This window comes from Collinsella sp. AM09-41, from assembly GCF_003473245.1.
GTDB lineage: Bacteria > Actinomycetota > Coriobacteriia > Coriobacteriales > Coriobacteriaceae > Collinsella.
Map to the genome: position 1 here is coordinate 155,079 of NZ_QRMJ01000002.1, position 20,872 is coordinate 175,950.

The 20,872-nt window shown below is 59.4% G+C and carries 14 protein-coding genes; 1 reads left to right on the plus strand and 13 read right to left on the minus strand.

The features are described from left to right. Positions 1-306: 306 nt before the first annotated feature. From DW112_RS03740 to DW112_RS03780, 9 genes are all read right to left on the minus strand, one after another. On the minus strand, positions 307-2,007 hold the full coding sequence (locus DW112_RS03740) for an isopeptide-forming domain-containing fimbrial protein (protein WP_117637989.1): 1,701 nt from the start codon (positions 2,005-2,007) through the stop codon (positions 307-309). Positions 2,008-2,128: 121 nt separating this feature from the next. Next, a complete protein-coding gene (locus DW112_RS03745; protein ID WP_117637988.1) occupies positions 2,129-3,784 on the minus strand; it encodes a SpaA isopeptide-forming pilin-related protein in 1,656 nt (551 codons plus the stop codon). After that, on the minus strand, positions 3,777-7,226 hold the full coding sequence (locus tag DW112_RS03750) for a Spy0128 family protein (RefSeq protein WP_118328357.1): 3,450 nt from the start codon (positions 7,224-7,226) through the stop codon (positions 3,777-3,779). Before DW112_RS03750 ends, DW112_RS03745 begins: the two co-directional genes overlap by 8 nt. Positions 7,227-7,764: 538 nt before the next feature. Next, entirely contained in the window at positions 7,765-8,586 is an 822-nt protein-coding gene (locus DW112_RS03755; protein WP_118328358.1) for an HAD family hydrolase, read from the minus strand. A gap of 220 nt (positions 8,587-8,806) precedes the next feature. Then, on the minus strand, positions 8,807-10,093 hold the full coding sequence (locus DW112_RS03760; protein WP_158571727.1) for an MFS transporter: 1,287 nt from the start codon (positions 10,091-10,093) through the stop codon (positions 8,807-8,809). Between the two features lie 265 nt (positions 10,094-10,358). Continuing rightward, the gene (mobB, locus tag DW112_RS10145; protein WP_118328360.1) at positions 10,359-11,660 is read right to left on the minus strand and encodes a molybdopterin-guanine dinucleotide biosynthesis protein B; all 1,302 of its coding nucleotides are present in this window, start codon (positions 11,658-11,660) and stop codon (positions 10,359-10,361) included. A gap of 4 nt (positions 11,661-11,664) precedes the next feature. Next, the gene (moaA, locus tag DW112_RS03770) at positions 11,665-12,720 is read right to left on the minus strand and encodes a GTP 3',8-cyclase MoaA (RefSeq protein ID WP_233545856.1); all 1,056 of its coding nucleotides are present in this window, start codon (positions 12,718-12,720) and stop codon (positions 11,665-11,667) included. Positions 12,721-12,953: 233 nt separating this feature from the next. Continuing rightward, complete coding sequence (locus DW112_RS03775) at positions 12,954-13,151, minus strand: hypothetical protein (protein ID WP_118328361.1); 198 nt, start codon at positions 13,149-13,151, stop codon at positions 12,954-12,956. Between the two features lie 183 nt (positions 13,152-13,334). Beyond that, positions 13,335-13,991 (minus strand): hypothetical protein, encoded by a 657-nt coding sequence (locus DW112_RS03780; protein ID WP_118328362.1) that lies wholly within the window; start codon positions 13,989-13,991, stop codon positions 13,335-13,337. A 316-nt stretch (positions 13,992-14,307) separates the two neighbouring features. Between DW112_RS03780 and DW112_RS03785 the strand changes: the two genes are divergently transcribed. Further along, complete coding sequence (locus DW112_RS03785; RefSeq protein ID WP_117583356.1) at positions 14,308-15,654, plus strand: MATE family efflux transporter; 1,347 nt, start codon at positions 14,308-14,310, stop codon at positions 15,652-15,654. Between the two features lie 155 nt (positions 15,655-15,809). Here DW112_RS03785 and ligA read toward each other — a convergent pair whose 3' ends face one another. The 4 genes from ligA to DW112_RS09870 all read right to left on the minus strand — a co-directional run bounded on the left by ligA (position 15,810) and on the right by DW112_RS09870 (position 20,865). Continuing rightward, on the minus strand, positions 15,810-18,038 hold the full coding sequence (gene ligA, locus DW112_RS03790; RefSeq protein WP_117583357.1) for an NAD-dependent DNA ligase LigA: 2,229 nt from the start codon (positions 18,036-18,038) through the stop codon (positions 15,810-15,812). Positions 18,039-18,284: 246 nt separating this feature from the next. Then, positions 18,285-19,748: a S1C family serine protease gene (locus tag DW112_RS03795; protein WP_117628959.1), complete on the minus strand. Its 1,464-nt coding sequence runs from the start codon at positions 19,746-19,748 to the stop codon at positions 18,285-18,287. 172 nt (positions 19,749-19,920) lie between these two features. Continuing rightward, positions 19,921-20,505, minus strand: coding sequence for a hypothetical protein (locus DW112_RS03800; protein ID WP_117628960.1), 585 nt, complete (start codon positions 20,503-20,505; stop codon positions 19,921-19,923). 3 nt (positions 20,506-20,508) lie between these two features. Then, positions 20,509-20,865 carry a hypothetical protein gene (locus DW112_RS09870; RefSeq protein ID WP_117648531.1) on the minus strand — a complete coding sequence of 119 codons (357 nt, stop codon included), beginning with the start codon at positions 20,863-20,865 and terminating at the stop codon, positions 20,509-20,511. Positions 20,866-20,872: the final 7 nt, after the last annotated feature.

Sequence of the window (20,872 nt, forward strand, 5' to 3'; positions counted from 1 at the left end):
CGGGCCTCTAACCCCGGGCATTCTTATTTGCGCTTGTTGCGGCGCAAATGCCTTCTACCGTCCGCACCGCGCGTGCGCCTACGGACCTTAAACCGAACCTCATACGAGTCAAGAAACGCGATGACGAACGTGCCCGCATCGGACGATGGAGGCTGCCTGCGTTATCCAAAAAAAACAGGGCAAACTCCAGCGTGGAGTCCGCCCCGAAAAGAGGATGGCAAAGCAAGAACGTGGATGAACGAGAAAAGTGTCCGCAAGTCTCATGGCCATCACATCCCACCTGCCAAAGGGATGGGTGAGCGAGCGTTACTCCTGCTCGGACTCCTCAGCCTGCTTACGGCTGCGGATGAGGTGCGCCACGCCGATGCACAGCACCGCGCCACCAGCGATCCACGTGAAGGTCACGCCATTGAGACCGGTGAGCGGGAGGCCAACCTGCTTGGTATCGCCAACGGTGATGTTGAAGATGCCGTCCGTCTTCTCCGAGCCAGACTTCAACGTCAGCTTGTTATCGCCGGAGTCGCCATCGGTGAGGCCGGCGATAACCTTGTCGTTCTGGCCAGTCGTAAGTACTCCAGTGAGCTCAGTAAGACCAGCACCCGGATCATCGGCATTCATGCTCGGCTTGATCTCGAAGGTGAAGGGGTCGACCTTAGCGTAACCAGAGGGGGCAGAAACCTCCGTGACGGTATAGGTGCCGGCGTCGAGTCCGGTGACCTTGATGACACCGCCGTTGGCAGTCACGAATTTCCAGGGATCAGAACCAAGAGAACCATCCTTCTGGACATACAAACTCTTGGATGCGCCGTCGTCCGCTCCAGTGGCCTGAATGGTGAACTCGGCACCGTCGAGGGCTGCCTCGGTACCCAGGTCGACCTTATTGATCTTGAGGCCGTAGGTGTAATCCTTGACCGTGTCAGGCTTGGTCTCGCCGCGCTCGCTGGTCATGGGGTTATTGGAGTAGTTGAGCGTCACGGCGTTCTCGTTACCCTCGGTGCCCGCGACGACCGCATCCTTGTTGATTTGCGCCTTATAGGAGACGACGATGTAGGAGTCCTTAGTGACGTCACTGACCTTCTTCAGGTTATCGCAGGTCCACGTCGTCGTCTTGCTGCCGTCTTCGGCAGCCTCGGCGGGCGTTTCCTCCTTGAAATACGCAGTGATATCCGTGCCCTTCGCGCGGGTGAGATCACCCTTCGCATCAGACCTGTTCTTATACAGGTAGATCTTAGCGCCCGTCTGCAGCGTCAGACCCTTGGAGATCTGGTCGGAAAACTCGTAGAAATACGTGTCGTACTTGTCGAAGTTCTCGGCGACGGTGCCGTAGAGGTTGTACGTCACGTCCTGGCCGATCTGGGAATCGGCGGCATCGTGCTCTTTGTCATCAGCATCGCTCACGATTTTCTTCTCAACGGTAGGGATGCCCGTTTTCTCGTTGACGTTAACGGGCGTGCTTCCCACGACAGTGAAGATGGGAGACGTGCCCGCCTCGCCGTCTCCGATGGTGCCGGCATCGGTCACAAAGAGCCAGTAACCGTGCTCTAGACCGGAGGCAACACCAGCACTCGTTGTCTTTTTGTCAGTAAGATCGTCCACAGCAGCGGCAATCTTATAAGCAATGTTGTCGGGGCCAACGCAATATGCATCGTTGGTTCCCGTCACCTTACTCGTGATCCAGTCTGCAGCGTCCTGGGCGGTCTTGCCCTTGTAAGTCGGCTCCTCATTCTTAATGACACCCTCGACAGCCGCCTTCACGCTACCGTTTGCCCAGGTGATATTACTCACAACCGTCTTACCTTCGACTGTCGCAACATCAGCCTTAAAAATCTGATAGCCATCGAATTCGGTATGGTTGCCCTCAACGTTCGCAATGGTCACCGAGCCGTTCGCAGTCGTCGTGCCCTCGGCAAACGCCATCGTGACCGGTGCCATCACTCCGCCGAAGCTCAGGGCTGCGGTGAGGCCGGCGGTTACTGCCAGGCGTGCGATGTTCTTGGTTGTTTTCATGTTGGGACCTCTTTCTTGGAGGTTGCTTTAATTCTCGTCATCACCAAAAGTCAGCAGGCTCATTTCCCTGCGCTCTAATCGCTACGGAGGCAGTACGCCATTGAGCAGGGGGGGGGGACAATTATTTATCATGGCGACCTCCTCCCCGCTTGATGACGAGCGCGACGACAATAGCCACTACTCCGATGACGGCCAAAGCCGTTACCAACACCAACGTTCTATCTCCCGTCGAGGGCATAAAGCCTCGACTCACTTCGTTACTTGGGGTGTTAAGCACCGACAACTCGACTAAACCCTTCCCGGCATCGGCGGCATCAACTCGCAGAGGGCTTTCGGCCGATACGGTCACCTTAGGCTTGGCGGCCGCCACCTGGTCGACGTCCAGGCCCTCAGCCTTGACCGTCACGGAGCGCGTGCCCTCAAAGGCGGTGTAGCCCTTGGGCGCCTTGAGCTCGCGGACCTCCAGCTTGCCCGAGTCCACGCCCGAGACGGTCACACGGCCGTCCTCGCCCGTGGTGACGGTGGCCTTGCCCTCCGCATCCCACGTGCCGTCGGCCGCCAGCGCGCGACCGCGGTCGTCGGTGATGCTCAGGACCGCCCCGGGCAGCGGCTTGTCGCCGTCGCTGCCGCGCTTGGTGAGCGCGAGATCCCAGGCGTAGGCGCATGCATCGTCGCTCGGCGTGCTGGTGAAGCCGGCGTCGCCGGACTGGTCGGCAAAGGGAGAGCGCGGGTAGCGCAGGTAGGCCTCGTTGGGGTTGCCCTTCGCGATGCCGTGGTTGCATGCGCTGTTGAGCGGCGCGTTGTACACAGCGACCACGCGGGCGCCCGTGGCGAAGGCGTCGGCCCCGCCGAGCGCGGCGACCAGGTCGCCGGTGTGCACGATGAAGGTCCCGTCCGCGGCCACCTTGGTGGCGCACTGGGCCGTGATGTCGGTCCAGCCCTTCGCGGCCTTAGTGCCGGCGCGTCCGTCCTTGCCGGTGGCAACGGCGTCGAAGCCGCCGTCCGCTCCCGCCGCCACGTACACGTGTATGCTCGCGGCGACCTTGGAGAGGTCGAGCCCCGCGCTCATGGTGTCGACGAACTGCACCGTATAGGTGTCGTAGGCGGTGAGCCCGGCCGGGACCGTGGCAGAGAGGCGCCAGTACAGGTCGTCGGCGACCGTGGCGTCGGCGGCCTTCTGCCATGCGGCGGTGTTGTCCTCCAGCACGTGCTTGGCGACCTTGGGCGTCGCGGCCTTGGGCTTGACGGTGACGGCGTTGCCGCCCACCAGCGCCATGATCGGCGCGGTGCCGGCCTCGCCCTGGGCGATGGCGTCGTCTCTGGCGACGATGAGCCAGTAGCCGCAGGGCAGCTCGGCCGCCGTGCCCGCGTTAAGGGCCACGGGCACGGCGCCAGAGCTCTGGAGGGAACGAGCGAGCTGTGCGCTCAGCGCGCTCGTAAGGTGGGAATCGGTGTTGAGCCACTCGGCAGCTTCCTGCGCGGTGGTCTGGGAATCGGGCATGCCGGCGCTGTGCAGCACAGGCAGGACAGCGTCGCGCGCGGCGTCGCTTGCCCAAGCGAGGTCGGTAAAGGTCTTGGCGTCGCCGTCGCCGTCGACGACGTTGGCGCTAAAGATCTGGTAGGCGTCGTAGTTGCTCGCCACGGCGCCGCTCACCGTGATGGAACCGGTCGAGGTCGGCGCGGCCTGCGCGGATGCGGGGAACACAACCGCGCAGATGCCGATCAGGAGGGCAAGCAGCGCAAACAAGATCGGGAAGGAGCAAACTTTCTTATTCACGACGCTCACCTCCCCTCGCGCTCGCCTTGCGACGAACGTGCATCCAGGCCGCAGCGACGCAAAGCATCGCCGCGCCGGCAAGGTACGTCAGAGTGACGCCCGACATACCAGAAAGGGGCAAAGAGGTGGAGTAGGTGTTGGTGAAGGTGGGAGTGGACTTGCCGGTGAGGTCGTGGGGCGTGTCAGTGGTCACTTCATTGCCATCACGATCCTGAATCTGCTTGTAGGTCGCAGTGACGTCGATATGGTGGTTAGAGTCGTCAGTCGCGTTAACCGTAATCTGATAGACCGACTTGTCGTACGTATAGTGCGAGAACAGCGAACCGTCGTCTTTCTCGCGCACGTAGTACGTGAAGGTCTTGGAAGCACCACGGCCAGTGGGGCCAGACGCGAGCTGGTCGAGTTGATCGAGTTTGTAATCAATCTTGTCGAAGCTCAGGGTCTGGGACTTGTCGCCGTCGGCAGTGGTGGACTTGCTGCTAACGATATCCGTAAAATCTGTGTCGGTCGCAAGCTGGAGCGTGAACTCCTTCATCTCGCCACCCTCAACGACCTTAGTCGCCATAGGCATCCAGGAGCCCTTCGAGTCGTACGGAGTGAACTTGTTAGTGAAAGTCGTGGAGTCACCCTCACAGATAATTGGATAATAGTCTCCACTCTTCTGCACCTTGCTCCTCGCTTTTACGTTCTCCCACTTCCCAGACGACTCGCGGAATTCGTACTTGGTTACACCGACGTTTTTAATCGTGTAGTTATGGATGTAAAGATCCTTCAGTTGGCTTGAGTTTTCTTTACTCGGAACAGACATGAGCAAGGTCTTGGTATCTTCGGCCGTCACCACAATCTTATACACGCTGGAGTCGTACGTGATGCCAGAATCACCACCGGGATCTTCGACCAAGTAGTATGTGATTTCGTTACCCGCGCCACTCGATGCGAATTGTTCACCAAGGTCAAACGTAATGCTGCCTTCTGCATCATTTGCTGCTGTTCCAACCTCGGTGCAAACGTCGCGATTGAATGTCGTGCCAGCTGTCGTGCCAGCCAAAGGGTCGTCTGAATCCTTGCGATACACCGTAAAGGAGAACTCCCCATCATTGAGCTTGCGGCCTTCCAGCTTCTTGGTCGCCTTGAGCTTGAGGCTCGGATAGACATACGTGTCCTCAGGCGCGCCCATGTACAGGTCGCCGTTCGACATGATGCCGCCGCCATGGTTCCAGGAATAATTGCCCGTGATAAACGTCGCGCCCGCCTCTAGCGCAGCCTTTCGCGCATTGATCGCCTCGGGGTCTTGAGCCTTAACATCCGAACTCAGGCCGATGCTGTTATATACCTGCACGCCACCGTTAGCGGGGATAGTAATGGCTTTCTGAAGCTCTAAGCTTCCCCGATACTTAGCATCGCCGCCGCCAAGCATTTTGCCAATCACCGCCGCGATCGGAGTCGTATGACCCTCCGCCGCAAGGAAGAAGTCCGCGTGGCCGTTTTTGCGAAACACTTCGGCATTGTAGGCGTCGGAGTCCTGGTCCTTACCGTGACCACCGCCGGAAAGATGGGGGGTGCCGTTATTGCCTGTATTACTCACGGATTCGTAATCGTTCGCGTTTTGCTCATTTCCGGCAGAAGTATTACCGAAAATCGCCGTGCCGTCGGTGCCTGTCACCAAAGTCTTACCCGTCGGGCAAACCGCAACGCCGCCACCGTAGCCACCGGCCTCATTGCTGCTTATATAGGAGTTATAGACAAATAGCCTACCAGCATTAGACGCGACCTTAGAATCGCCCTGGACGAAGATGCCGCCTCCACCCCAGTCAAAGCGAGACATGCAGTGGTTATTAGTGATATAGACTGGATTTGAATTTGACGCTCCTTTTATCATCGCGTCAACCATCTGGCCCACGCGAATGCCGGCACCCTCAGAGCGAAAACTCACGTTAGAGGCAATAGTTCCCCCCGTAATGTTGAGCCATGCCATTGTCTTGCGCGAGCTCGCCCCTTGGTGTTCGATGTCGGTCACATAGACGCCGCCGCCGGCTTCCTCAGAATAGTTGCCCGTGATCTGGCCGCCCGAAATGGTGACATGAGTACCGTTTTTAGCGGCAAGTCCAGCACCGCCATGATCGCCATTACCATCGTTACCACAGTAATTGGCATATTTATTGTTAGTAATGTAGCCACCAGAAACAGTAACGCTGCCGCCTTCGGCCATGATGCCGCCGCCGAAACCAACACCAGTAGCAAGCGTGCTGTTGCCGGAGATTACGCCATTAGTTATGTTGACCGTGGAGTCTTTAGCATACACACCACCGCCACTAGGAGCACTGTTGCCGGCAATTACGCCACCGGAAACCTCGAGGGTCGAATTACCGTGTATTTCAATTCCGCCGCCCGCACCCGAGCCAGAAGCTCCACACACATAGCCGCCGCGCATGTTGACGGTAGAGCCGTTCTCGGCATAGACCAAGCTGCTAACGCTGCTGCCTTGTTTTTGCGTGATCACGCCGCTCACAAGGTTAAACGTGCCACCCTTGCCGTTGTTGTTATACAGATTGATGAGCTTTAGATTTGCGTTGCCGTCGCACGCCACGATGGCGCCCTTAATATCGACGTTATGTCTGACAAGCGTCTCGATTGTCCCTGTACCACTCGGAGTCGATTTGGTCACGTAGTAGGTAAGATTAGACGGAATGCCACCAACGTAATTTAGCTCGACTTTCTTGCCATAATTATTGGGATCCAGCTTCTGCCCCTGATCAGTCAGCTGTTGGACATCGTTGACCGTCTCAGTCACCGGCGCGGAGTCCTTAATTTCGTCCTTAATTGTAAGTGTTGCGCCGTTAGCAACATCAAATAACGGCTTGTCGGTGTTCAAGCACTTGATCTTATGACCGTTTAAGTTCAGCGTTATATTGCTGCCGCTCTTCTCAAGTTTGATTTCACCAGCATAGTCAATATCAGCTGTGAGCTCGAAGCGGGCAGTTTGGTTTTCCCCAACGCCTTGAAGCTTAGCTGACAAATCATCGGCGTTAGTAATGTTAGTAATAGCTGTGGTTGTCTCTTCGCTCTCTGCAGCCTCCTCGGCTGACGCGACAGCGTTAACATCCATCGCATCATTATCTTCCGCCTGCGACTCGTCCTTGGACTGCTCCTCCGGCCGAGCGTCGTCGTCGCTCGCAGCATCGTCGCTGTTCTGGTTTTCGGCGTCTGTGCCGGCATCCCCGTTAGTACTGTTGTCTATACCAGTAGACTCACTTGAGGAACCCCCCCCCATCACAGTTTCCTCGGTAGAAACCGTCTGGGCATCGTTGGCAATGGCCTGCGAGATCGGGGGCATGACGAGCGACAGTACCAGGCTCAAAACGGAGGCTCCGCACAAAACGCCTGCCAGTACACGGCGCGTCGCTTTATTACTCTGCTTAGATTTGTCCGAATTCGCTTTCATCGATGTCTCCTCCCCAAGAGACCGCGATCTTGCTCTTTCACCATCAAACTTGGGCGCGCAACCTATAATTGCTCGCGCTCGATATGCATATTATTACTCTTTGTTTAAACAACGCAAGCCTAACAATGTCAGTTTTGCTTTACGTTGCCTTAACTTCTTGACAATTATTCAAACTATGCATTGTTTTTCGAGGGTTAAATTTCGGAAAGACGCTGGTAAACTCGTTAGCAAATCTAGATAAATGACACTTTATCATTGTTTGTACAACACTTTGTTTTAACCCGCTCAATCTGTGAACGGTCAAAATTGCGCCGTGAATGGCAGTATATCTACCTGGAAATATTAGTTATGAGCTAATTGGTCAATTACTGCACAACTAGCGTGTGCCGATATGTTCATACATCGACACTTGAATGGCATCGCATGTTACCGGCCGCAAATCTCCTCGCTACAAAAAAGCGTCCCAACAATCGACTGTTGGGACGCTTGGAAAACCACCACAAAGGCGCTCTGCCCTCTTTGTGGCTGCCCCCAGGCGCTACAGCAGATGCTCCTGGATAAAGACCGCGATGCCGTCCTCGTCGTTGCTCGCGGTTACAAAGTCCGCGGCGGTACGGGTGGCGTCGCTGCCGTTTGCCATAGCCACGCCCACGCCGGCGTCGGCCACCATGCAGGTGTCGTTGTCCGCATCGCCAAACACGCAGATGTTCTGGAGCTCCATGTCGTTGAGCTCCGCCACGCGCCCAAGGCCGCGCGTCTTGGACACGCGCGGATCCATGAACTCGTAGAGCCGCTGCGTGGTCTGCAGGGCCGCCGCCTTAACAGTGTTATCTGCAAACGTCGACGCCCGTTCAATCACCCGCGGCATCACCTCGGGCGCCATGGTAAACATCACCTTGGGCTGCGGCTCGCGCAAGAACTCGGCAAAATCGACCACCTGGTAGGGCACGCCGTCGACGCGCGACAGGTGCTCGACGCACGCGTTGCTCTCGGGCACGTAGAACACGCCGTCTCGGGGGCAGACGGGTGTTGCCGGAAGGTCCGCCATGTGCTTGCAGATGCGCGCGATGGTCTCGCCCGGCAGCGGAAAGCTCAGCTCGTTGATGGCGTGCGCGCGATCGATGACCTCGGCGCCACCGCAGCCCACGAGCACGTCCACCAGGCCTTCGATGCCCCAGAGCTTGTACATGGCCTCGGTCGCGTGGGCGTCGCGCCCGGTGCACAGGCCAAAAAGCACGCCGCGCTCGCGCAGGGCGCGGATCGCCGCCACGGTGCGCGGGGACACCGTGTGCTCGCTCGTGAGCAGCGTGCCGTCGATATCGCAGAACACGGCTTTGATGTGGCTGAAGGTGGTGTCCATGGGGGCCTTTCTGGGTTGTGCGGCGGTGTGGGGTGTATTCGTGAACGGCGTACATGGTATACCAAGGCGCGGATGCTGCCTGTCAAAGCAAAACCACCACAAAGGTGCCTGGCCCCTTTGTGGTGGTAGGATGCAGGATGGCCTGGCCCAGGGCGCAAACCATCACAACATTCGACGTTTTTCGGCAAAATCGCAATTTTTATCGAATGTTGTGATGGTTTTACTGCCTTGCGGCACGATCCAAATGCCGGCGTCCAAACAGCAGCAGCGCCGCGGGAACCGCCGTCACGACCATGCCCGCCCCCACGAGTGTCCGTTGTACGCCAAATGTTGCCGCCAGCCACGGTGCAACCGCCAGCGGGGCTACGCCGGCAAACATGTTGCCAAAGCCCATGACCGAGTTGACGCGACCGAGCTGCTCGAGCGGGGCCGTCGTTTGCACAATGGTGTTGTGGAGCGGGTTGACGACACCCCAGGCTATGCCCAGGGCGATCTGGCCGACGAGGGCCACGCCCACGTACGGCGTCCCCACATAGAGCAGGCTTCCCAGGCCCACGGACATAAGCGCCACGAGCAGTGTTTTAAGGTTGACCAGGTGCGGCGGCATCCGAAGCGCAACCACGGCGCCCAGCACCGCGCCCACACCGCAGGCCGACGAAAGCCAGCCCATCCACTCAACGCCGACGTGCAGGACATCGCGATAGAAAAACGACTCGAGCGGATCGAAGGCCCCGTAGCCAAAGTTCGAGAGGAAGATAATGCAGAAAAGTAGCGCGAGGACGCTGTTGGTGAAGACTGTCTTGATGCTGGCTGCGAAGGTGACGCGGGGAGATGTGTTGGGGTCGGGACTTTGACTGGCCTTGTCTGATGTGATCTCACCGGTCGTGGGTTTGCCTTCGCGCGTGGTGGCCGAACCCGCCCGCGGCCTAAAGCCCCAGCCGGCGACGAACGCCAGCACGGTAAAGAGCATCATGAGCACGAACACCGCGCGCGACGACGCAGCCGCCGCGACAAAGCCACCCAACGTGGGTCCGACGATAATACTCACGTTTGAGAACATGGCGATGGCGGAGTTGATGTCTTTGAGCTCGACGGGGTCGTCGGTGAGATAGGCCGGATAGGATGTGGCAATGGGCTGGGCGAATCCCATCGTAAAGCCCAGAAACACCGCGCCGAGCAGGACGATGCCGGTCGCGCTACCAAAGGCGATGATTGCCGTGCCAGTTGCAAGAGCGCCGACGATGCTCAGCAAGAAATGGCGGCGCGGACCCCAGGCGTCGAGCGCCGCGCCACCCACAAAGGATCCCAGGATCACGAAAACGTTCATAAACAGGACAGCCAGCGATGTCGCAACGACCGAGGCGTCATCCGCATAGGTGAGCGTTCCGATGACGCCGATAAAATAACTGGTCTGAAAGCCGGTGTAGATGAGAAAGCGCATCGCCACCAGGCGCTTGGCCTGCACGGACAGCGATGATTGAGGCTTTGAGAAAAGAGAGGCGAGCATGGAGACTCCTTGTTTCATACGAATGCGGACGGTGGGCATTCGCCACCGTCTGTCAAATCAATCTATCCGCATGAAACATTAAGGACACATCGAGCCCCTTCTCTCCGTTTTTCGCCCAGCATAAACTACTTGGTAGATTTTAAGGCATGTCCCACACATCTACCAAAGCAAAAACCACCACAAAGGTGACTGGACCCTTTGTGGTGGAAGTGACGTTTGCCCAGATAAAACCTGCCAAAATAAACCTGTCCCTTTTTGGCAGGTTTTAGGCCAGGTGGTCTTGAATCAGATCGCAGATGGCTCGGGCGTCGTTGATGTTGATAGCTCGGGTCGCAAATCCGGCGTCGAAGGCCTGGCGTGCCAGGGCTTCATTGCAGGCAAGGGCCAGCGTGCGGCCGTCGACCAGGTCGAGCGAGCTCTTGCCGCGCAGACGGTCGACACCGGAGCGCGCGACCACGATGTTGTCGAAGCCCTCGGTCTTGTAGCCCTCGATGATCACCACGTCGACATCGTTGTAGCGCGACAGCAGCTCGCGCGCGGGCATCTCGTCCTCCTCGCGCGTGTCGGCGTACTCCGCCCAGCGCGTGGCGCAGATGAGCCCCACGTGCTTGGATCCGGCCTGGTGATGGCGCCAGGTATCCTTAGCGGGCACGTCGATATCAAAGCCATGATGCCCATGATGCTTGAGCGAACCCACGCGCAGGCCGCGGCGAGTGAGCTCGGCGATAACCTTCTCGACGAGCGTTGTCTTGCCCGAGTTCTGGTAGCCGATAAACGCGATCGCGGGGACGGCCGGTGTCGGAGCTGCGGGCGCGACGGCGACGGGTGCGCTCGCGAGAGCGTCGCCGTCGGCAGCGGCGGCCTCAGCAGCAACCTGACGTTCGGCACGATTCCACACGCCCGAGCGTCCGCCCTCCTTGTGCAGCAGGCGCACGTCGACGATCTCCATGCCGCGATCGACCGCCTTGCACATGTCATAGATGGTCAGACATGCAGCGCTCGCTCCGGTCAGGGCCTCCATCTCGATACCTGTCTTGCCCGTCACGCCCGCCGTGACCAGCACGTGAAAGCCAACCTGCCCGTCCGCGCGCGCCGGCGCCCAGCCCTCGGGCACGTCATCGACAGGCGTCCCCGCCGGAGCGATGGGCGCAATGTCGCACTTGCTCTTGGTAATGAGCAGCGGATGGCACATGGGGATGATGTCGCTCGTGCGTTTGATGGCCATAATGCCCGCCACGCGCGCGCAGGCAAGCACGTCGCCCTTTTTTGCGCGATCCTGTAGCACCATAGCCTGCGTCTCGGGGTGCATGAGGATGGTGCCCTCGGCGATGGCAATGCGATGGGTCTCGGCCTTGTCGGACACGTCGACCATGCGTACCTCGCCCTTGGCGTCCACGTGCGTCAGCTCGTCGCGACGGGCGTCGCGGGCGGGCTCGGCAACAGCGCTGGCAGACGGCTGCGCGGACGCGTCGGCGTTGTCAGCATTCGCCGCAGCCGTGACTTTGTGGGCAGACATCGCGGCCCTGCGAGCGGCCTTGGTGGCATCGGCGTACCTGCTCTTGGCCATATGATCATCCTCCGATTTGGGACATAAATCGTTGCGTGCCCTCAATTATCGCGTGTTCCTGCGGTTTGTGGGCCACGGCATCGCGCCAAATCGAAAGTACCTGCATATCATCACCACGGCGCAGCGCCTCACGCACCGAATACTCGGCATCGCTGAACAGGCACGGACGCACGTTGCCATCGGCCGTCAGGCGCAGACGGTTGCAATTCGCACAAAAATGATTGGACATGGCGCTGATGAAGCCGACCGTTCCCGCCGCGCCCGGAAAGTGCCAGTAGCGCGCAGGGCCCGCGCCGGCAGGAGCGTCGTTGATGTCGAGCGGCTCGAGCTCGCCCAGTCCCGCCGCCGCGGCCCCGGCATTGATGCGCGCCCGCAGCTCGTCGCTCGGAACGGTGTCACTCGCATCCCACAGCTCGGGATTGAGCGCGGGCGCATGCGGGTCCACAGCACAATGCGAGCTCGTGTGTTCGTCGCCGATGGGCATGTATTCGATAAAGCGCAGGTGGATGGGGCGGTCGAGCGTGAGCCGCGCGAGGGCCGCCACATCCTGGTTGAGCCGGCGCACCACAACGCAGTTGACCTTAACGGGCTCAAAGCCCCAAGCCAGCGCCGCGTCGATGCCAGCCATGGTCTGCTCGAGCCGGCCCAGGCGCGTGATCTTTCCAAACAGCGTAGGGTCGAGCGTATCGAGCGAAATGTTGACGCGGTTAAGCCCGGCATCTTTGAGCTGCGGCGCCAGCTTGGGCAGCAGGGCGCCATTGGTGGTAAGCGAGATGTCCTCGATCTGCGGAATCGCGCGGATGTCGCGAATGAGCGGAATGATACGGCGGCTGACCAGCGGCTCACCACCCGTCAGGCGCACGCGGCGAATGCCCTCCCCCGCCACCAGGCGCACAAAGCGGGCGATTTCCTCGGCACTGAGTAGCTCGTCGTGCGCGCGGGGCGCCACGCCATCGGCCGGCATGCAGTAAATGCAGCGGAAATTGCACTTGTCGGTAACGGCAATGCGCAGGTAGTTGATGTCGCGGCCAAAACCGTCATGTTGCACGCGGTCGCTCACGCAGCCCTCCCCTCGCGCGGCGTTTTATTCTTCGGAAAACATAATACCCCACGAGAGAATCATGCCGACACCCGTACGACAGGACAGGGCGCTTCGAACAAAACGGACTTTCCAAGCCCATCCTCAACACAGACCATCACAACATTCGATACTTTTCCCGTTTTTGACAAAAAACGTCGAATGTTGTGATGGTTTGCCTGCCCACGGCACCCCGTAGAAAGGCCGAAACGCCCCTAAAGGCCGCCGTCCCAGTGCCGAATCATGAATTCTCGCAGGTCATTCTGCCGTTTCTGGAACGCTTCGCTTCGGTCGCACTTGAGGCCCATAGCGAGCGCGATGGCATTCATCGCCCGGTGCAATTGCAGCTGGTGGGCAAACTGAATCCCGGTGAGGACGATCATCCTAAAGCCCAGCGCGCTCAGCACGGTCATACGCTCCGCATCCGACGCGCTGCGCTGTTTATCAAGATGGTCAGAGCCGTTGTATTCAATCCCCGTACCGCTCGCAGGCGCATATACATCGATCTCGAAATACCCGGCCTTTGCGAGATACTTGAACTCGCTGGGAACATCGACCCGATGGTTGAGCTCGATCTTGGCGTATCCCAGCCCTCCCTAGGAACGTTTTGCTACGACCATGATTGCGGTGGCCGTCTCCATGGGCGACCGCGCGCCATCGTGCACGCGCTTGAGCACAGCGGCCGCGCGTATGGCCCCCTGACGAGATCGATTCTCATTGCAATAAGCAATCGAGTCGGCGACGGTATACCTCTGCCCCATCTCGATATAGTCGCCTGTCGACAGATGATTCAAATGGTATCGGGCGCAGATTTCGTAGCCATATTCCAGCTGCTCGGGCTCACTCATCCACGAACCCGCTTGGACAAAGCACATGGCCTCATCAACCACCAGAAGGCCCTCTGCCACCTCGATAAGATGGCCTGGAGGCACCAGCGCTCCAAACACGTGGCACCTAAATCCAGCCGGCGTCGAACGCTCAAAATCGAAGTTGACGAGCGTGTCGATATGATCGAGCTCTTCTCGTGGAATACCGAGCGAAACTAGATAGTCGGTAACGATCCCAACTGCCGTTGAAGCCCTCAGCCCCTTGGCATCGAGTCCCAATTTGGGCAGGCTCGCGGTCGGCTCCGCCTCGTTAGCAAGCGAGTCCTCATCGTATAGGCTGCTTGCTCGCGAGAGCGGCTCGGACGGGCGCGCCACGTTGTGGCACAGCCAGGCAGTCTTATGGGACAGGACGATCGGCAGATCCATGAGCCCTCCAATGGAGTCGGATAACCAACCTTATTCCCCTGCCCACGGATCCGCACACCTTCGTGCGCAAGAAAGCGATTCCACCCGATCGAGTGGCAGAAAAACCATCACAACATTCGATGCTTTTCCCGATTTTGTCAAAAAACGTCGAATGTTGTGATGGTTTGAGGCGAGGTGAGGGGCACGAAGAGGTCAAAGCATTGTGCTCGGAGCGTGACTTTTTCACCCCGATGCCAGCACAAACCTTGACTCTACAATCGTTGTAGGGTTTTCACTACACTGGTACGTAAACAAACCCAGCCAGAAAGCCCCGCCCATGGAACACGACCTCACACGCGGCAATGTCCTCAAGACCATCGCGGTCTTTGCCCTGCCCTATATGCTCTCGTACTTTTTGCAGATGCTCTACGGCATGGCCGATCTGTACATGATGGGGCAGTTTAGCGGCGCTGCCGGCATCACCGCCGTGGGCAATGGCGCGCAGACGCTCTATATCATTACCGTGGCGCTTGTGGGCCTGGCCATGGGAACGACGGTCATCGTCGGCCACGCCGTGGGTTCGCGCCGCTTTGACCGCGCCGAGGCTGCCATCGGCAACACCATCACGCTCTTTATGGGCGTCTCGGTGGTGCTGGCCGCTGTCCTGCTCGCACTGTGCCCGCAGATCGTGGCACTCATTGGCACGCCAGTCGAAGCGGTCGAAGGCACTGCCGCCTACCTGCGCATCTGCTTTGTCGGCATTCCGTTTATCGCCGCATACAACATCCTCTCGGCCATCTTTCGCGGCCTGGGCGATTCGCGCTCGCCCATGTACGTGATCGGCGTGGCATGCATCATCAACATCGCACTCGATTTTCTGTTTATCGGCCACATGGGACTCGGTCCCGTAGGCGCGGCACTCGGCACGGTAACCGCCCAGACGGCAAGCGTTGCCCTTGCGCTCGTGTGGCTCAAGAGCCGCCGCACGAACATTCACGTTAAGCGCAGCGACCTGCGTCCCCAGCCCGAGGTGCTCGGCAGCATTCTTAAGATCGGCGTGCCCGTGGCCGTACAGGACGGCTGCATCCAGGTGGCGTTTATGTTTATCACCGTCATCGCCAACCACCGAGGGCTCGTCGACGCCGCCGCCGTGGGCCTGGTCGAGAAGATGATCAGCTTTTTATTCATTGTGCCGAGTTCCATGGGCGCCACCGTCAGCGCACTCACGGCGCAAAACGCCGGCGCGGGCAAGGGCGACCGCGCGCGTCAGGTGCTCAAGGACGCCATGACGATCTCGGTAGTGTACGGCTGCCTGATCACGGTGCTGATGTGGCTGGTGGCGCCGGCGTTTATCGGCTTTTTTGCCAAGGACGCTGCAGTAGTCGCCGCCGGCACCGGCTATATGCGCAGCTACATTTTCGACGCGATTTTTGCCGGCATCCACATTTGCTTTAGCGGCTTTTTCGCTGCATACGGCAAGAGCTACATCGGCTTTGCGCACAACGTGCTGGCGGTGGCGCTCATTCGCGTGCCGGGCGCGTGGCTGCTGTCGAACGCCTATTCCGATACGTTGTTTCCCATGGGCATCGCTTCGCCGTGCGGGTCCATTCTGTCGGCGGTCATTTGCGTGATTGCATTTACCGTACTCAACCGCCGCGGGGCTTTTGACAAGTTGGTGGCGTAGCGGGGCAACGCGAGATTGCCCTGATCGATGACATCATCAGCGACGACCCGGCAACCTACGTGACGCAGATCACGGTGCCGGTTGCCCCAGCAAAGTAAGAACCGCCCGGAAGGCATCGTGCTTCCGGGCGGTTCTTCAATTTGGTTATCGACGCCTTAAGCCTCCGGCACCTGACCAGTCGCCAGGATCTGCTCGAGGGCGTCCTCGTCCAGCACGGGTACGCCCAGCTGCTCGGCTTTGGTGAGCTTGGAGCCCGCTTTGGGGCCGGCAACCAGATAGCTCGTCTTCTTGGACACGCTGCCCGAGACCTTGGCGCCGAGCACCTTGAGCGCCGCGCCTGCCTCGTCGCGGGTGCGGTTGACGAGCGTGCCGGTGAGCACGAAGGTCAGACCCGCGAGCGGTTGTGCATCGGCGAGCTCGCCCGCCACGCCCGCGTCGGCTGCGGCTTGTGCATGCGCGGCGCCCAAGTCGACCTCGAGCGACAGACCCGCCTGGCGCAAACGCTCCAGCACGGCAAGGTTTTCGGGCACGGCCAGGAACTGCTTGACGCTCGCCGCAATCTTGGGACCGATGCCCTCGCACTCGGCGATGTCCTCTTCACTCGCCAAGATGAGCTTATCAATCGACAGGAATCGCTCGGCGATGACCTCGCCCACGCTCTTGCCCACGTGGCGGATGCCCAGGGCAAACAGCACGCGACCGAGCGGCTGGCTCTTGGACTTGTTGAGCTCGGCGATGATTTTCTCGGCCGTCTTGAGGCCCACCGGGATGGGGTCGCCCTTCTTGACGCCCTTTTTGCTGTTGGAGCTAGCGTACACGCGCCCTGTGTCCAGGCCTGCGATGTCGTCGACCGTGAGCTGGTAGAAGTCCGCGACATCGTGGATCAGGCCGGCAGCGATCATCTTGTCGACGATCTCGTCGCCCAGGCCGTCGACGTCCATGCAGCCGCGGCTTACCCAGTGAAGCAGGCGCTCCTTGAGCTGTGCGGGACAGTCGATGGACACGCAGCGGTAGGCAACCTCGCCATCCTCGTGGACCACGGGGCTACCGCACACGGGGCAGACCTCGGGCATGTGCCAGTCGACCGAATCGGCCGGGCGTTTATCGAGCACCGGACCTACGACCTCGGGAATCACGTCGCCCGCCTTGTGCACGATGATAGTGTCGCCCTCGCGCACGTTTTTGCGACGGATCTCGTCGATGTTGTGCAGCGTGGCGCGCGCGATGGTGGAGCCGGCAACCGTCACCGGATCGAACTCGGCGACCGGTGTGAGCACACCGGTGCGGCCCACCTGGATGCGAATCTCGCGCAGGACGGTCTGCTTTTCCTCGGGCGGGAACTTAAAGGCGATGGCCCAGCGCGGTGCGCGGGCGGTAAAGCCCAGGTCGAGCTGCTGCTGGAAGCTGTCGACCTTTACGACCACGCCGTCGATGTCGTAGTCCAGGTCACCGCGGTGTTCGAGCGCCTGGGCACAGAACTCGTGGACCTCGGCGGGTGTGGCACAGCGAGCCACGTTAGGGTTGACGCTAAAGCCGGCGCTACGCAGCCAATCGAGGAACTCGCGCTGGCTGTGGACGTGCAGCGGATCGGTATCGGCGATGGCATAGATAAAGGTAGCGAGATCGCGGCGCGCCGTGACCTTGGGGTCCTTTTGGCGCAGGCTGCCGGCGGCAGCGTTGCGCGGGTTGGCGAAGGGGTCGCGCCCCTCGGCATCGGCCTCGTCGTTCAGGCGCACAAAGCTGCCCTTGGGCATATAGACCTCGCCACGGACCTCGATGGTGCGCTCGCGGTCGGCGCCCATGTGGGCGAGCGCCGGCTCGGACAGGTGCATGGGCACATCCTTGATGGTACGGACGTTGAGCGACACGTCCTCGCCCGTGGTGCCATCGCCGCGTGTGGCTGCGCGTACGAAGGTGCCGTTTTGGTAGGTAAGCGCCACGCCCAGGCCGTCGATCTTAAGCTCGCAGGTATAGGTGACGCTGCCGGCACCGAGCGCATCCTCGGTGCGCTGGAGCCACGCGTCGAGTTCGTCCAGATCCATGGCATCGTCCATGGAATACATGCGCGCCATATGCGTGACCGGCGTAAACTGCTCGCTCACGTACCCGCCCACGCGCTGGGTATAGCTGTCGGGCGTCACCAGGTCGGGGTAGGTGGCCTCAATTTCCTGCAGCTCAACGAGCATCTTGTCAAAGGCGGCGTCCGTGATCTCGGGCGCATCGAGCATGTAGTAGCGATAGGCGTGGTAATCGAGCTCGTGGCGCAGCTCGGCCGCACGCGCTGCCGCCTGGGCACGGGCATCGGCCGGTACGGCGGTATCCGTGCTCGCGGGCGTTTCGGTATCGATGTCCACGCCGTCACCAAACAGGCTCGATTGCTCCATAGCGGCACTCCTTCGCTCGATTTCAAACGGATACTAGAGTACCACCGGTCGCAATGAGGCCGAATAGCGGTCTCGAACCGCACCGAATCGGCAGCCGCCAGACTGGGGTGGATCGCGCGATCAAACCATGCCCCTGTCAGTTCCAAATGATCCGTTTTCCTCCGTCCCCAACGGATCAATAAGAAAAAAGGGCTGTCCCACGTTGATGGGACAGCCCCCTGGCCTCGATATGTGCGAAACGGCTCGCTAGTAACCCTGACCGTAGCCTTGACCCTGGCCCTGCTGGCCCAGCAGCTCCTCCAGGTACTGGCGCAGCTGTTCGTCGGTAATACCGCCGTTGCCGGTGTCGGTCGCGCTGTCGTCCTGCTGCTGGTTCTGCAGCTCCTCGTCGGAGCCCAGCTCGACGGTAACCTTCTTCTCTTCCTTGCCGCGCATGAGCGTGATCTCGACCTTCTCGCCCACCTCGTGGCTGCGCAGCGCGATGATCAGGCCATCGGCGCTCGAAATCTCATCGTCGCCCAGCTTGGTAATGACATCGCCCTCTTGGATGCCGGCCTTGGCGGCAGGACCGTCCTCGACGACGCTTGCCACGTACGCGCCGCTATCGGTGCTCAGCTTGTTAGTGCGAGCATTGAGCGCGTTGACGCTCGAAAGCGTGGCGCCCAGGTACGGATGAACCGGCGTCTTGCCGTCGATGATCTGGTCGGCAATGTTCTTGGCATAGTTAACGGGAATGGCAAAGCCCACGCCCGAGCTGGAGCCCGAGTAGCTCTCGATGAGCGAGTTGATACCCACCAGCTCACCGTTGTCGTTAACGAGCGCGCCGCCGGAGTTGCCCGGGTTGATGGCGGCATCGGTCTGGATCATGTTGGCATAGATGGTGTTACCGTTGGTAGAGCTCATGGCCGTGGAGCGATACAGCGCCGACACGATACCCGTGGAGACAGACTGCTCGTTGCCGAACGGCGAGCCGATCGCCATGACCCACTCGCCCACGTTGAGCTTGGAAGAGTCGCCGATCTCGATCGGCGTGAGCTTAGAGGCGTCAGCATCCTTGAGCTTGATGACGGCTAGGTCGCTCGAAGCATCGTTGCCCACGAACTCGGCCTCGTAGGTGGTGCCGTCGTCCATGGTCACCACGTACTGGTCATAGCCATCGACCACGTGGTTGTTGGTGAGGATGTGGCCCTCGGTATCGAGCACAACGCCCGAACCGACGCTGCCCGAGCCGTCCGACTCGTCGGCAGACTGCGAAAGCGAGCCATTCTGGCCGCCGCTCGAAGTGGCGGTAATGGAAACCACGGAGGGCAGCGCCTTGGCAGAGACGGCCTCGGCCAGCGTGGTGTCCTCGGAGTCGATCGTAATCTTTTGCGTCGATGAACCCGAAGCACCCGCCGTCACGGCATTCTTTCCGCTGCCAATGTTGAGCGTGCCACTCATAATGAGCGCAATGACCAGCAGGGCGCCGCATGCACAGCCGGCGAGCGCCGTAATAAAGATCGGCAGCTTTTTGGTCTTAGTCTTGACCACGGTGTGCTTGTTTACAACCTGCTGGCTGCCCAGCGGCTTTCCGGTCTGCGTGTCGTAGGCCTGCACGTAAGGAATGTTACTGCCATCGGCAGGCGTCGACTCCACCTGCACGCGCGGCTGCTGCTGGGTCTCGCCGGCGTTGCCCGCATCCTGGGGACGCTGGGAATCGTACTCGCTCATAGCTGCGATCCTTTCGTCAAATAACCAAAGGCCCGCCAAACATGTGGCGGGCCATCATTGTTCACGTTGAGTTGTACCCCAAGCTGGGCAGTCCCGAGCACTAGATGCCAAGATTTCAGCTTTGCTTAAGTAATGACATGCTTATAGGCCAATTCGTTTTATGCCGTCATGTCTATTCGATATAACAGTCGATAGCAAAGCTATATGTTGAATCGTTAATGAAGTCCGTAATCGTCGCGCCCATGCCTGATCCGCACGTCCACTTATCCTTCTCCGCGTCGTATGGCGTTGGCCCCCACCCCGTTTCATATGATGCTTCGCCTTCTGCGAAGTAGTTCATCACATATTTATCTTTCTGCATGAGCGCATACCAAGCGTTTGCATACATCACAAGCGGATCGATTTGGACTATCGAGTACTTTCCGGAACGAATCTCAATTTCTGTTTTATCGTTATAATAAGCGACTGTGAGCTCAATCTTGGCAAGCAGCGGCAACGTTTCATCTGATTCCCTCTGGATTGTTATGACATCACCGGCCATAGCGTCGGCAGACACAGTTTTGCTCTCTGGCGTGAAAATAGTCTCTCTGCTTCTTGTTCGCGTTTTTTCATTGCCATTTTCATCTCTGACCACCGTGTCGACCACGAGCGTCAATCGCTTCTGAGCGTCCGGCAACTCCACGGCTTCTGCCATCCCGGCTCGCATCAAAATAGGAGCCCCCGCCATCAGACCTAAGAACTGCTTTCTATCAATCATTCTTCATTCCCCTTGTCTACTTGATTTGACTTTCTCAGCTGAATGGGGATACAGAACAGTCCCGTCAAGTTCCTTATCTTCCACAAAAACTAGAATCCATTTATCACCTGCTTTCAACCCTGAGACATATCCGGAACTTGACTTACGGCGCATATCGATTCTCTTACGGCAACCACTTGGCATAAGCGCCTCAAATTGCCCGTTATGAACATCCGATAGAGCGCGCACCTCGACTGCAACAACCGTGTCGTTTTCTCCCCCATTAGTCGCCCTTAACAGAAAGAAGCTCGCTGCGGTGAGCAAAGCAAAGGAAAGCACCAATAGGAGCATTGCCCTTCGAATGAACTTGTCGCCGTTCACGAGTACA